The organism is Mesorhizobium sp. B2-1-3A (assembly GCF_006442655.1).
Classification (GTDB): domain Bacteria; phylum Pseudomonadota; class Alphaproteobacteria; order Rhizobiales; family Rhizobiaceae; genus Mesorhizobium.
In genome coordinates this window covers 957,887-970,559 of the sequence record NZ_VFWK01000001.1, presented here as the reverse complement: position 1 = coordinate 970,559, position 12,673 = coordinate 957,887, and the positions used below count along the sequence as shown (strand labels likewise).

14 protein-coding genes are annotated in these 12,673 nt (G+C 63.6%); 10 read left to right on the top strand and 4 right to left on the bottom strand.

Going from position 1 to position 12,673, the window contains the following annotated elements; genetic code table 11:
* The first annotated feature begins 4 nt into the window (after positions 1-4).
* The gene (gene der, locus FJ977_RS04835) at positions 5-1,444 is read left to right on the top strand and encodes a ribosome biogenesis GTPase Der (RefSeq protein ID WP_140769024.1); all 1,440 of its coding nucleotides are present in this window, start codon (positions 5-7) and stop codon (positions 1,442-1,444) included.
* 17 nt (positions 1,445-1,461) lie between these two features.
* Here the strand turns inward: der and FJ977_RS04830 are convergent, their stop codons facing one another.
* A complete protein-coding gene (locus tag FJ977_RS04830) occupies positions 1,462-2,379 on the bottom strand; it encodes a LysR substrate-binding domain-containing protein (protein ID WP_140769022.1) in 918 nt (305 codons plus the stop codon).
* 117 nt (positions 2,380-2,496) lie between these two features.
* Between FJ977_RS04830 and FJ977_RS04825 the strand changes: the two genes are divergently transcribed.
* From FJ977_RS04825 to FJ977_RS04795, 7 genes are all read left to right on the top strand, one after another.
* The gene (locus FJ977_RS04825; protein ID WP_140769020.1) at positions 2,497-3,789 is read left to right on the top strand and encodes an MFS transporter; all 1,293 of its coding nucleotides are present in this window, start codon (positions 2,497-2,499) and stop codon (positions 3,787-3,789) included.
* Between the two features lie 145 nt (positions 3,790-3,934).
* Positions 3,935-5,119 (top strand): cell wall hydrolase, encoded by a 1,185-nt coding sequence (locus FJ977_RS04820; protein ID WP_140769019.1) that lies wholly within the window; start codon positions 3,935-3,937, stop codon positions 5,117-5,119.
* A gap of 256 nt (positions 5,120-5,375) precedes the next feature.
* The gene (locus FJ977_RS04815; protein ID WP_140769018.1) at positions 5,376-5,783 is read left to right on the top strand and encodes an AtpZ/AtpI family protein; all 408 of its coding nucleotides are present in this window, start codon (positions 5,376-5,378) and stop codon (positions 5,781-5,783) included.
* An 84-nt stretch (positions 5,784-5,867) separates the two neighbouring features.
* Positions 5,868-6,626 carry a F0F1 ATP synthase subunit A gene (locus FJ977_RS04810; RefSeq protein WP_019856924.1) on the top strand — a complete coding sequence of 253 codons (759 nt, stop codon included), beginning with the start codon at positions 5,868-5,870 and terminating at the stop codon, positions 6,624-6,626.
* 84 nt (positions 6,627-6,710) lie between these two features.
* Entirely contained in the window at positions 6,711-6,935 is a 225-nt protein-coding gene (locus FJ977_RS04805; protein WP_013896722.1) for a F0F1 ATP synthase subunit C, read from the top strand.
* Positions 6,936-6,999: 64 nt separating this feature from the next.
* The gene (locus tag FJ977_RS04800; RefSeq protein ID WP_056564126.1) at positions 7,000-7,602 is read left to right on the top strand and encodes a F0F1 ATP synthase subunit B; all 603 of its coding nucleotides are present in this window, start codon (positions 7,000-7,002) and stop codon (positions 7,600-7,602) included.
* A 10-nt stretch (positions 7,603-7,612) separates the two neighbouring features.
* Complete coding sequence (locus FJ977_RS04795; protein WP_140769016.1) at positions 7,613-8,104, top strand: F0F1 ATP synthase subunit B; 492 nt, start codon at positions 7,613-7,615, stop codon at positions 8,102-8,104.
* Between the two features lie 238 nt (positions 8,105-8,342).
* Here FJ977_RS04795 and FJ977_RS04790 read toward each other — a convergent pair whose 3' ends face one another.
* A complete protein-coding gene (locus FJ977_RS04790) occupies positions 8,343-9,038 on the bottom strand; it encodes a ribonuclease HII (RefSeq protein ID WP_140769014.1) in 696 nt (231 codons plus the stop codon).
* A gap of 153 nt (positions 9,039-9,191) precedes the next feature.
* Entirely contained in the window at positions 9,192-10,346 is a 1,155-nt protein-coding gene (locus FJ977_RS04785) for a PA0069 family radical SAM protein (protein WP_140769737.1), read from the bottom strand.
* 150 nt (positions 10,347-10,496) lie between these two features.
* Between FJ977_RS04785 and FJ977_RS04780 the strand changes: the two genes are divergently transcribed.
* Complete coding sequence (locus FJ977_RS04780; RefSeq protein ID WP_140769012.1) at positions 10,497-11,024, top strand: glycosyltransferase; 528 nt, start codon at positions 10,497-10,499, stop codon at positions 11,022-11,024.
* Between the two features lie 144 nt (positions 11,025-11,168).
* Complete coding sequence (locus FJ977_RS04775) at positions 11,169-12,143, top strand: hypothetical protein (protein WP_140769010.1); 975 nt, start codon at positions 11,169-11,171, stop codon at positions 12,141-12,143.
* A 6-nt stretch (positions 12,144-12,149) separates the two neighbouring features.
* Here the strand turns inward: FJ977_RS04775 and FJ977_RS04770 are convergent, their stop codons facing one another.
* Complete coding sequence (locus FJ977_RS04770; RefSeq protein ID WP_140769008.1) at positions 12,150-12,569, bottom strand: aldehyde-activating protein; 420 nt, start codon at positions 12,567-12,569, stop codon at positions 12,150-12,152.
* Positions 12,570-12,673: the final 104 nt, after the last annotated feature.

Genomic DNA, 12,673 nt, shown 5'->3' with positions numbered 1-12,673 from the left:
CCGTATGACCTTCAAAGTCGCCATTATCGGCAGACCTAACGTCGGCAAATCGACTCTTTTCAATCGACTGGTGGGAAGGAAGCTGGCGCTTGTCGACGACACGCCGGGCGTTACCCGCGATCGCCGTGTCCATGCCGCCAAGCTCTATGACCTGCATTTCGATGTCATCGATACCGCCGGTTTCGAGGATGCCGCCGCCTCGACCTTGCCTGGCCGCATGCGCGCGCAGACCGAGATCGCCATACACGAAGCCGACCTGATCTTCTTCACCATCGATGCCAAATCCGGCTTGCTGCCGGACGACAGGACCTTTGCGGAAATCGTGCGCAAATCCGGCAAGCCGGTCGTTCTGGTCGCCAACAAGGCCGAGGCGAAAGGCGCCCAGGGCGGCATGCTGGAGGCCTGGGAACTCGGCCTTGGCGAGCCGATCCCGGTTTCGGCCGAACATGGCCAGGGCATGCCCGATCTGCGCGACGCGGTGATCGCGGCACTTGGCGAAGCCCGCGCCTTCGGTGAAGACGAAGATGGCGAAGACGACGAGATCGCCGCCGGTGAGGTGCTGATCGGCGAGGACATTGCTGATCCCGACGCCGAGGATGTGAACACTTACGACGACACCAAGCCGATGCGCATCGCTGTCGTCGGCCGGCCGAACGCCGGCAAGTCGACGCTGATCAACGCCTTGATCGGCGAGGAGCGGCTGCTGACCGGACCGGAAGCCGGCATCACCCGCGATTCGATCTCGGTCGACTGGGACTGGCATGGCCGTCGGCTGAAGTTGTTCGACACGGCCGGCATGCGCCGCAAGGCCAGGATCCACGAAAAGCTGGAAGTGATGTCGGTGCAGGATGGTTTGCGCGCCATCCGTTTCGCCGAGATCGTCATCATCGTGCTCGACGCCACGATCCCTTTCGAGAAGCAGGATCTGCAGATTGCCGACCTGATCATCCGCGAGGGCAGGGCGCCGGTGATCGCCTTCAACAAATGGGATCTGATCGATCATCCGCAGGAGCTTCTGGCGGAACTGCGCGAAAAGACCGAGCGGCTGCTGCCGCAGGTGCGCGGCATCCAGGCCGTTCCGGTCTCGGCCGAGACAGGGCGCGGCCTCGACAAGCTGATGGACGCGGTGCTGAGGACCCACAAGGTCTGGAACAGCCGCGTCTCGACCGGCAAGCTCAACCGCTGGCTTGAAGCCATCCTGGCGCATCATCCGCCACCCGCGGTTGCCGGGCGCCGGCTGAAGGTCAAATACGTCACGCAGGCCAAGACGAGGCCGCCGGGCTTCGTGGTCCAGTGCTCGCGCCCGGACGCGATGCCGCAATCCTATGTGCGTTATCTCTCCAACAGCCTGCGCGAAGCGTTCGACATGCCGGGCGTGCCGATCCGCATCGCGCTGCGCACCTCGGACAACCCGTTCGCGGGTAGGGCGAAGAAACGCGGCTGAGCCCAGCGCTCGTCCGATCAGGCCACGGCGCGCAAGCCGGTAGTCCGCGCATTGTCGGGCAATGCCTGCCGCGCCGCCTCCAGCAATATGTCCGCCAGCCGCGCCGCCACCGGCTCGAGTTCGGCATCCCGGCGATGCAGGTACAGCGCCATCTTGGGCAGCGCCGGCAGGCCGGCAATCTCCGGCTTGATCGCGCTGACGCTGGCTGGAAGGCCGATGTCGGTGCGGATCGTCAACCCCAGCCCCGCGGCCACGGCCGCCCAGATGCCGCCAAGGCTCGGGCTGGAGAAGGCCATGCGCCAGGGCAATCCGGCGCGGTCGAGCGTTTCCGTCGCCACCGTGCGCAGCAGGCACGGTGCTTCCAGTGCCACCAGCGGCAGTGGCTCGCCGTCGCGCAGGCTGGTCTCGATGCGCTTGGCCGGACCAACCCAGCGCATTGGAACGTCGGCGACGTGCTCGCTATAGGGCAGCATCGTGCCATTGTGCCAGGCAAGCGCGATATCGAGACTGCCTGACGTGATCTTGTCGGCCAGCTCGAAGCTGCGCGCGATCCTGGCCTCGATCTTGACCTTGGGATGCGCACGGGTGAAGCGGCCGAGCACGTCGGGCAGCACCGCCTCGCCAAAATCCTCCTGCAGGCCAAGCCGCACCCAGCCTTCCAGTTCGACATCGTGGATGGCGGCCGCCGCCTCGTCATTCAACTCGAGCAGCCGGCGCGCATAGCCCAGCATGGTCTCGCCGGCCTCCGTCAAGGCGAGGCCGCGCCCCGATTTGCGGAAGATCGGCGTCGCTGCCTGCTCTTCCAGTTTCTTCAACTGCGCGCTGACCGCCGAGGTCGACCGGCCAAGCCTTTCGGCGGCCTTGGCAAAGCTGCCGAGCTCGATGCCGGTGACGAAACTGCGCAGAACGTCAAGGTCGAAGGTCACGCGTTGCATGGAAACGTCCTGTTTTTCAGGATGTATAGTCAAAAAGTTCCTGATTTTAAGGACAAAACTATGACGCTAGAGATGGCGTCAAGGTCCAGGCGACTGGACCCTCATGGGAACGAAATCATGTCCGCCATCGCCGACTGCGCCGACCAAGAGCCAACACAAATCCTGCAAGACAGGGCTGCCGGCTCCGCCGAAAGGGTGTTCAGCCCCGGCCATCGTTGGAAGGTCCTGGGCATCGGTGTCGCCGCGAACGCCAGTTTTTCGGCCACCTTCTCCGGCATACCGGCAACGGCCGTCGTGCTTCGGCAGGGCTACCAATTGAGCAATGCCGAACTTGGCCTGGCGCTTGGCCTCCTCGGACTGGGCGTTGCGCTCAGCGAATTGCCCTGGGGCTTGCTCACCGATCGCTGGGGCGATCGCCGTGTGCTTCTGATCGGGCTTGGCGCGACGGCGGCCTGGCTGCTTGCCATGGCCATGCTCGTTGTACCGACGAGGTCAGGCATTCCCGATGTCACGCTCCTGTCGGCAAGCCTGCTCGTCACCGGGTTATTGGGCGGCAGCGTCAACGGCTCGAGCGGCCGCGCCATCATGGGCTGGTTCCGGGAAAACGAACGTGGCTTTGCCATGAGCATCCGTCAGACGGCGGTGCCGCTTGGCGGTGGCCTGGGCGCGCTTGTCCTGCCGTCGCTCGCCCTGGTTCTCGGTTTTTCCGCGGTGTTCGGACTCCTGGCCGGCACATCTGCTCTCTCCGCCCTGTTCGCCTGGCGTTGGCTGCACGAGCCGCCGACCGTGGATCACGGCGTTTCGCCGGCCGCGGCCGGATCGGCGCCGCTGCGCAACATCGAGGTCTGGCGCATCGCGACCGCCATCGGCTTGCTCTGCTTCCCGCAGGTGGCGGTGCTCACTTTCGCGTCTGTGTTTCTGCACGACTTCGCAAGGCTGGGAACCGCCGCGATCAGTGCGAGCCTCGCGGCCGTGCAGATCGGCGCCATGGTCATGCGCGTCTGGAGCGGCCGCTTCACCGACCGCCACGGCAATCGTCGCCAGTTTCTTCGCAGATGCAGTGCGCTCAGCGCGCTTGCCTTCGTGGTGCTCTGGGTGTTGGTCCTGGCCAGCCCCGCCATGCCGGGCGGCCAGCCCTTCCTGATCCCTGTTCTTCCCTTGGTGCTGATTGCCGCAGGCATCTCGGTCTCCGCCTGGCATGGTGTTGCCTACACCGAGCTTGCCACGCTTGCCGGCGCCGGCCATGTCGGAACCGCGCTCAGCCTGGCCAACACCTTTGTTTTCGTTGGCTTCTTCCTGGTGCCGGTGGCCATTCCCGGGCTGCTGCACCTGTGGTCATGGTCCGGCGTCTGGCTGTCGGCTGCCATCTGCGCGCTGATCGCATGGCCGATTTTCCTGCGGCCGGCTTGAACGCTCCCGCCGCAAAACCGCCCGACTTCGAAACCACGACCTTGAGCCGGCCGGGAAAACCCGATCGATCTCGTTAACGTCCCATCAAGGTTAATGCATCATTTTGCTCTCCAGTGGGGTCAGTAGCGTTCCTGGAGAGAGTTCCGTGCATCGACGCGTCTTGAAGCGGCTTGCTGCCGCCGCCGGTGAGAAGAAGCGCAATTTTGTGTCTCCGCTCATCATCGGCCTCGGCATCTGGATCGGTTTCCCGACCGTCGCCGCCTACCAGGACATGACCAGCCTGGTTTCCGGCCTCGAATCGCCGACCGCGCGCTGGAATTCCTATGTCGAGAGATCCGTCGCCGGCTCGGTGCATGCCGCCGAGATGCCGTTCGTCGATTCCGATGTCACCGGCTCGATCTCCGGATCGGGCATTCACCTGGCGGGTGTCGGCTCTGTCTCGTTTCGCGGCAAGGGCGGCAAGGTCAGCGGCTCGCCCGACGAGGATCGCGTCATGCGCGCCGACAAGAAGGGCCGCATCGTCCAGGTGTCTCCCGTTGCACCGCCGAAGAATTTCAACGCCGGTTCGATCTTCCAGCGGACCTCCTCCTTGATGCGGCCGAGCATGGACAGCGACCTGAAAATGGCCTTTGCCAAGCCCCAGATCAAAGGCAAGGAAATCCAGATCGCCGCGGAATTCCATGCGCGTGAAGACAAGAAGCCGGATCCCGGCGTGCCGGCCATGCTTGCGGCCCTGGTCAACAACGATCATCCGGATGTGCTGGCAACGGCCTATGCGCAATCCGAGCCGGACTATGCCAAGGCCTCGCCCTTCGAAGCCCTGCTTCAGGATGAGCAGCCCAACAGTGGCCGCTTCATTCCACCGATGGCCAAGGGTGACCATTGGTGGATACAGAATCCGCTGCCCGAGAGTGTCTTCTCCAAGAAGGAGCAGGCATGCCTGGCCAACGGCATCTACTTCGAGGCGAGGAGCGAGTCCGTGCGCGGCCAGGCTGCCGTTGCCCAGGTCATCCTCAACCGCGTCCGCAATCCGGCCTATCCCAATTCGATCTGCGGCGTCGTCTACCAGAACGATAGCTGGTTCAACCGCTGCCAGTTCTCCTTCGCTTGCGACGGCAGGAAGAAGCGCATCGACAGCCCGGTCGCCTACAAGACCGCGCAGGACATCGCCATGGCGGTCACCGCCGGCAAGATATTCATCCCGGAGGTCGGATCGTCGACGCACTACTATGCCCAATATGTCCATCCGGGCTGGGCGCGCACGATGCAGAAGATGACCAAGATCGGCTTGCATATCTTCTACCGCACCTATGGCGGCGGGTGGAGCTGAGGGCCTGTCGGCCGCTGGTCTTTTCCGCCGGCTACGGGCTTGATTGGGGAGCCATTGCCCGGGGGATTCGCACGACGCATCCCCATCGTCGCGGCGGGCACGATGTCGCACCTCACTAATTATTTGATTTCATTGCCAAAAATACATGGCAATGATCTTCCGCCCGTGGCTTGACGGGCGCAAACCCTCTAACTATGTTGCCGGCGACTTTAGAAGCGGACGGACGGTGACGGTCTGACCGGGCAGGGGGGTTGCGATGGCCGAGAAAAACAGGCCAGACGGAACCGGAGAAACCGGCCGCGGCAATCAGCATGAAACCGGCATCCGTGACGACGATCTTGAGCGACGTCGGCGTGAACTTGAAGCATCGCTTGCGACAAGGCTACCGAACCGGCTCGAGGGGAAAGACGACGCGAAAGCGGGCAGTGCGGCCGGATATGGCCAGGCGGTCAAACTCTCCAGTGAATTTATCGCTGGCGTGGTGGTGGGCGCGGGCATCGGCTGGATCATCGACCGTATGGCGGGGACCTCGCCATGGGGGCTGATCGTTTTCCTGCTGCTTGGTTTCGGCGCCGGCGTGCTCAATGTCATGCGTTCCGCGGGCGTTGTGGCAGAATTCGGACAGGGCAATAAATCGCGCTCTGACCGGGACGACAGCAAATGACCGCCCTTCAGGCGGTATTTGGAAATAGCCGCCCTCGTGCGGCAATGGTAATTTGGCCGTTCGCGGCATTGACGGGGTTAGAACGTGGCAGCTGACAAGGTCGATCCGATCCACCAGTTCCATATCATCAAGCTGGTTCCGATTAACATCGGCGGCTATGACCTGTCCTTCACAAATTCGGCACTGTTCATGGTCGCGACCGTGGTGGTGGCTGCCGCGTTCCTGTTCCTCACGACGTCGAGCCGCAGCCTGGTTCCCGGCCGGCTGCAGTCGATCTCCGAGATGGCCTACGAATTCGTCGGCAACATGTTGCGCGACGCCGCGGGCACGCAGGGCATGAAGTTCTTCCCGTTCGTGTTCTCGCTGTTCATGTTCGTGCTGGTCGCCAATCTGCTCGGCCTGTTTCCCTATTTCTTCACCGTCACCAGCCACATCATCGTCACCTTCGGCCTTGCTGCATTGGTGATCGGAACCGTGGTGGTCTACGGCTTCATGAAGCATGGTCTCGGCTTCCTGAAACTATTCGTGCCGCACGGCGTGCCGGTATTCCTGCTGCCGCTGGTGGTGCTGATCGAAGTCATCTCCTTTGTGTCGCGCCCGGTCAGCCTCTCGGTTCGTCTGTTCGCCAACATGCTTGCCGGCCACATCACGCTGAAAGTGTTCTCAGGCTTCGTCGTCAGCCTCTCCGCGCTTGGCGCGGTCGGCGTGGCGGGCTCTGTCCTGCCGCTGGCGATGGCCGTGGCGCTGACGGCGCTTGAATTGCTGGTTGCCTTCCTGCAGGCCTACGTCTTCGCGGTGCTGACCTGCATGTACCTCAACGACGCCCTGCATCCCGGGCACTGAGCCAAAGAGTTTCCGGCCCAAGAGTTTCGAACATTGGGCCCGGATGGAATACCAACGGAATTTCAGATCCAAAGGAGTTAACAAATGGACGCAGAAGCAGCAAAGTACATCGGCGCCGGCATCGCTTGCCTGGGCATGGGTGGCGCGGGCATTGGCCTGGGCAACATCTTCGGCAGCTACCTCTCGGGCGCGCTGCGCAACCCGTCGGCTGCTGATGGTCAGTTCGGCCGCCTGATCTTCGGCTTCGCCGTGACCGAAGCTCTGGGCATCTTCTCGCTTCTCATCGCGCTTCTGGCCCTGTTCGGCTGAAGCAACTGGGAAGATTGGACAGGCCGGCCGCGAAAGCGGCGGGCCTGATATCAGGGGATAGTCCATGTTCGTGACATCTGCCTTCGCGCAAGAGTCAGCGCCTGCCGCCGATACCAGCCATGCCGCGACCGGAGGCGACACGCATTCCGGCACCAGCGTGCCTGCCGAGGCACATGGCGCATTTCCGCCGTTCGATCCTGCGACCTTCCCGTCGCAGCTTCTGTGGCTGGCGATCACTTTTGGGCTGTTCTACCTCTTCCTGAAGCGGGTCGTGGTACCGCGCGTCGGCGGCATCATCGATGTTCGCAACGACCGCATCAGCCAGGATCTCGACCAGGCGAGCAAGTTGAAGGGCGAGGCCGACGCCGCCGTTGCCGCTTACGAGCAGGAACTGGCGGAAGCCAAGAAGAACGCCAACTCGATCGGCCAGCAGGCCAACGATGCGGCCAAGGCGGAAGCCGAGACCACGCGCAAGAAGATCGAGGCCGCGCTCGACGAGAAGCTTGGCGAGGCCGAAGCACGCATTTCTTCCATCAAGGCCAATGCCATGAAGGAAGTCGGCAGCATCGCCGAGGATACAGCTTCGGCAATCGTCGAGGCACTGGTCGGCGGCGGCAAGGCCAGCAAGACCGAGATCGCGGCCGCGGTCAAATCCGTGGCTCGGTGAGGAGCGCATCATGGACGCCACATCTCTCGCAACGCTTTGGGCAACGATAGCCCTGATCATCTTCCTGGGCGTCGCCATCTACATCAAGGTGCCGGGTCTGATCGCCAAGGCGCTCGATGCCCGTGCCGCCAGGATCAGCAGTGAGCTCGACGAGGCGCGCAAGCTGCGCGACGAGGCCCAGCAGCTGCTCGGCCAGTACCAGAAGAAGCGCAAGGAAGCCGAGCAGGAGGCTGCCGACATCGTCGCGGCCGCCAAGCGCGAGGCCGAAATGCTCGCCGCGGACGCACACAAGAAGACCGAGGACTACGTTGTCAGGCGCACCGCTCTTGCCGAACAGAAGATCGGTCAGGCTGAACGCGATGCGGTCGCCGAGGTGCGCGCCAGCGCCGTCGACATCGCAGTCGAAGCCGCCCGCGCACTGCTGGCCGCAAAGGTCGATGTCAAGGCCGGCGCCGACCTGTTCAAGGCTTCGCTCGCGGACGTGAAGGCCAAGCTGAACTGAGCGGTTCTTGAACCGCCGACATGGAGCCGCCCGGGCAACCTGGCGGCTTTTTTGTTGTGGCGCGGATAATCTCCCCCCTCGAGGGGGAGATGTCGCCGAAGGCGACAGAGGGGGTCGGTTCGACCGGTCTCAACGCAATCTTTGCGGCGTAGAATAGAAAAAGTCGGCGCTTCATGAGCGGCGACTCCGTCCGGCCTGCCGGCCATCTCCCCCTCGATGGGGGAGATCGCTCGTCAGCTCAATCCAGCCCGGCCAGGCTCTCTTCTTCAAGCACTTCAGCCCCGCCCAGCCTGAACGGCGCAAACGACACGCGGTGCAGCCGCGCGACGGGGCCGTGCGCCTCGATCGCCGTGCGGTGGCGGGCCGTGGCGTAGCCCATATGGACTTCAAAGCCGTAGCGGTCGTGATGGCTGCCGCAGCCGCACATCATGCGATCGCGCATCACCTTGGCGACGATCGAGGCGGCGGCGATCGACTGCGAGCGTTGATCGCCCTTGATCAACGCGCGGCCGTCGCACGGCAGTCCGGGCGGCACATCGCGGCCGTCGGCAAGCGCGAGTTTCGGGCGGACCGACAGCCCGACCAGCGCGCGCCGCATCGCCTCCAGGCTTGCCTTGAGGATGTTGCTGCTATCGATGCCTTCGGCACTGATCGAGGCCATCGAAACCGCCTGTGCGGAGCCAAGAATGCGCAGGAACAGCGCCTCGCGCTGCAAATGACTGAGACGTTTGGAATCGTCGAGGCCTTCGGGGATGTTGGCGGGGTCGAGCACCACCGCGGCCGCGACCACCGGCCCGGCCAGCGGGCCGCGGCCGGCCTCATCCATCCCCGCGACAGGCCACAGCCCGTCAGCCATCGCCTTCGTCTCGAAGGAGAAATCGGGTTTCTCGACGATTTCGAAGAGAAGCGGAGAATCGGAACGCGAGCGAGCCATGTTGCGGCGAGGTTCGCATCGGCTCCGATTCTCCGCAAGTCCCTCCGGGTCGGGTGGGGCGCCGGACCGGGAGGGCACCGTCTGCAGGCCGGGGCAGGCCGGACGGGATTCTTTGCCGCGACCGCAATGAAGCGGCGGCGGCGAAGGGGGCGTTCAGAGCAGCATCAACTGCTCCTGGTCCTTTCCGGCCGCGACGAACTGGTCGGTGCGCAGCGTGCGCCGCTCAGCGTTGAGGCCGAGCCGTTTGGCGGTGATCTCGAAGCGGCGGCCGATCTGCCAGGCGTAGGGTCCGGCGCCCTTCATGCGCTTGCCCCATTCCGAATCGTAGTCCTTGCCGTCGCGCATCGAACGGATCAGCGACATCACGTGGCGGTAACGGTCGGGATAGTGGCGCAGCAGCCAGTCCTTGAAGATCGGGCTGACCTCCAAAGGCAGGCGCAGAACGACGTAGCCCGCCTCGCGCGCACCCGCCGCGCGCGCCGAATCGAGGATCCGTTCCATCTCCTGGTCGGTGAGGCCGGGGATGATCGGCGCCACCATGACCGAAGCCGGAATGCCGGCATCCGAAAGCTGCCGGATCGCTTCCAGCCGCTTGGTCGGCGTCGACGCGCGGGGTTCCATGGTGCGCGCCAGCATGCGGTCCATTGTCGTCACCGACAGCGCCACCTTGGCGAGCCCACGCTCGGCCATGCGCGACAAGATGTCGATATCGCGCGTCACCAATGCGGACTTGGTGACGATGCCGACCGGATGGCCACGCGCTTCCAGCACTTCGAGGATCTCGCGCATGATCCGGTATTGCTTTTCGATCGGCTGGTAAGGGTCGGTGTTGGTGCCGATGGCGATGGTGCGCGGCTGGTAGCCGTCCTTCGACAGTTCCTTGTCGAGCAACCGTGCCGCATCCGGCTTGGCGAACAGCTTGGATTCGAAATCGAGGCCCGGCGACAGGCCCATGAAGGCATGCGTCGGCCGTGCGAAGCAATAAACGCAGCCATGTTCGCAGCCGCGATAAGGGTTGATCGACCGGTCGAAGGAGATGTCAGGCGATTCGTTGCGGGTGATGATGGTGCGCGGCTTTTCAACCTGCACTTCGGTCTTGAAGGGCGGCAGCTCCTCCAGCGAATCCCAGCCATCATCGAAGACATGGCGGCTGACCGGCTCGAACCGGCCGGACGGATTGATGCCCGCCGACCGGCCGCGATTGCGGTCCGGACGGATACGCATGCCACTCTGCTCGATCATCGCATTGGCCATCTCGGCTCGTCCAGCTCCGAAGGCTGCAATGTCGGCGCGCACGATCGGTTCCATCTTGGCCCGCTCCCCGGGACTGTCCATGTTGTTTCGAATCGCTCGGTTCATGAAATTATTCCTATTTTCTCAATGGGAACAAATCAAGAACTTTCTATGCTGCGCTGCAAAAACTAGCGCTGTGCGCTGCTTTCCGCTATTCGGCTAAACATGCTCAGTGTTCTCATTGAAACGCGCAACGACGAGGAGGCTCTCGCCCGTACGCTCAGCTCGCTGATTGGCGGCGCTGTCGAGGGCGTGGTGCGCGAGGTCGTCGTCTGCGACACCGGCTCCACCGACCAGACGCATCATGTCGCCGAGCATGCCGGCTGCCAGTACGTGGCAAGCGGCGGCATTGCCTTGGGGATCCGGCAGGCCAAGGGTGACTGGCTGCTGCTGCTGGAGCCGGGCGCGCGGCTGGTGGAGGGTTGGATCGATGCGGTTGTCGCCCACACGGCGCGGCAAACCATGGCGGCGCGATTCTCACGCGCGCGGGGCAGCCGCACACCGTTCCTGGCTCGGGTCTTTTCGGGAAACCGTGCGCTCGCCGATGGGCTGGTGATCAGCAAGCGGCAAGCCGCGTCCTTGTCGAAGAGCGCCGGTAGCGCCGAGGCGCTGGCGCGTGGCCTGGCGACAAAGAGGCTCGACGCCGAGATCTGGGTAGCGCCGCCGAAGCAGCAGCAGCGCTCGCCAAAGTGATTTTTTGCATGTGCTCTGTCCATTGTGCATTGCACAAAACGTGACGCGGGGTTAACCTCTCCCGGAGGTGGTGAAGTGGGTTTGGGTCATACGAGCGGTGAGCACCGATGCGGCATCGGGTTCACGCTCACGGACGAGGACCCGATGAACCTTTCAACCCCAGACAAATCCGGCGCCGCCAGTCTCGAGGCCATTGCGCGCAATGGCGGCCTGTTGCGGCGCATCGCCGTGCGCATTCCGACCTATCTCACGGATCTGCGCGAAAACCCTGCCTGGCTGCCGATGTTCATGCTGGCGCGCACAATGCCCGGGCGCCGAATGCATTGGCTGGGTGCAAAACGCGCCCGTCCTGCCGACAATCTTGGGGATACGATGTTTTCCGGTGTCGAGCGGGCGGCGGTGGTCGATGCGCTGCGCTCTGACGGCCTGTTTTCAGGCCTGGTCCTGCCATCGGAAATTCATGAGGAGATCGCGCGTTTCGCGGACCGCACGCCTTGCTTCGGCAATTTCGACCGCCGTCTCGAATTCATGCCGGGCGAGCATGCGCAAGCCGAGAAACGCCTGGCTCGCTCGCTGCTCAGCGGACACTATTTCGAGCGTATCCTCGACTGCCCGGCGGCACTCGCCATACAGCGCGACCCGCTGCTGCTCGACATTGCCGCGCACTATCTCGGCGGCCAGGCGAAACTGATCACCACACGCGTCTGGTGGAGCTTTCCAACCGGCGAGGCCTCCGACGCCGACAAGAACCTTGCCTCGCTCGGCAAGTATCATTTCGACCTCGATGACTGGCGCATGCTGAAATTCTTCTTCTACCTCAGGCCTGTCGACGCCGACACCGGTCCGCATGTCTATGTCAGGGGCAGCCACAGGCGCCGCGCCATAAAGCATCAGTTGACCCTGTTGGTCGGCCATCCCGCCCAGGAGGTGCTGGACGTCTATGGCGAGCAAAGCCCGGTGACGCTGACAGGCGAAGCTGGCCTCGGCTTCGTCGAGGACCCGTTCGGCTTCCACATGGGCACCGTGCCGGCGCGCACGCCGAGGCTGATGATGGAGGTGGGCTTCGGTGTTTCGCGCCCGTCACGCCGGCGCTTCCATGGAGAGCCGGTCATCCGCTGAGCGGGATCAGTCGAAGCTGATCTCGACCGGCATCCAGCGGAGGCGACGCCTGGCTTCGCGTTGCTCTCTGCCTTCCCCGTCGAAATCGACAGGGACAGGCTCGCGGCTGAACGCCTTTTGGTCGTCCAGGGCATTGATGATTACGATTGCTCTAGCATCGTCTCCGGTGATCGCGGCGACATAGACGCCGCAATCGGCGCAGATCAGATAGTCGGCCGTCCTCAACCCGAAACGGTATCTGCGCAACCGCTCGATATTCCTAACAGAGACGCTCAGCCTGCCGTCGGGGTCGGAGACGGCGCGCGAGCCATGCTTGATACAGAACGAGCATTGGCAGGCGCGGACTTCGATTTGCGATGGATCGAGTTCGGTTGAAAATCGCAGGCGTATGTTGCCGCAATGGCATCCGCCGGTATACTCGTTCATCGCATCGTCCTTGCCGGGATCGGCTGTTGCCGTTCCACGAAAAGGTACTTTCTCCGGCATCGGGTTTGGAATGGCGTTTCGAAGGCGCCGGCGCCGTTCTGCCT

Bases quoted from the DNA above. Each gene is read 5' to 3' on its own strand.
- FJ977_RS04790 (WP_140769014.1), bottom strand. From the start codon at position 9,038: ATGGCTCGCTCGCGTTCCGATTCTCCGCTTCTCTTCGAAATCGTCGAG.
- FJ977_RS04785 (WP_140769737.1), bottom strand. From the start codon at position 10,346: ATGGAACCGATCGTGCGCGCCGACATTGCAGCCTTCGGAGCTGGACGA.
- FJ977_RS04805 (WP_013896722.1), top strand. From the start codon at position 6,711: ATGGACGCAGAAGCAGCAAAGTACATCGGCGCCGGCATCGCTTGCCTG.
- FJ977_RS04830 (WP_140769022.1), bottom strand. From the start codon at position 2,379: ATGCAACGCGTGACCTTCGACCTTGACGTTCTGCGCAGTTTCGTCACC.
- der (WP_140769024.1), top strand. From the start codon at position 5: ATGACCTTCAAAGTCGCCATTATCGGCAGACCTAACGTCGGCAAATCG.
- FJ977_RS04800 (WP_056564126.1), top strand. From the start codon at position 7,000: ATGTTCGTGACATCTGCCTTCGCGCAAGAGTCAGCGCCTGCCGCCGAT.
- FJ977_RS04775 (WP_140769010.1), top strand. From the start codon at position 11,169: ATGAACCTTTCAACCCCAGACAAATCCGGCGCCGCCAGTCTCGAGGCC.
- FJ977_RS04825 (WP_140769020.1), top strand. From the start codon at position 2,497: ATGTCCGCCATCGCCGACTGCGCCGACCAAGAGCCAACACAAATCCTG.
- FJ977_RS04770 (WP_140769008.1), bottom strand. From the start codon at position 12,569: ATGAACGAGTATACCGGCGGATGCCATTGCGGCAACATACGCCTGCGA.
- FJ977_RS04780 (WP_140769012.1), top strand. From the start codon at position 10,497: ATGCTCAGTGTTCTCATTGAAACGCGCAACGACGAGGAGGCTCTCGCC.
- FJ977_RS04795 (WP_140769016.1), top strand. From the start codon at position 7,613: ATGGACGCCACATCTCTCGCAACGCTTTGGGCAACGATAGCCCTGATC.
- FJ977_RS04815 (WP_140769018.1), top strand. From the start codon at position 5,376: ATGGCCGAGAAAAACAGGCCAGACGGAACCGGAGAAACCGGCCGCGGC.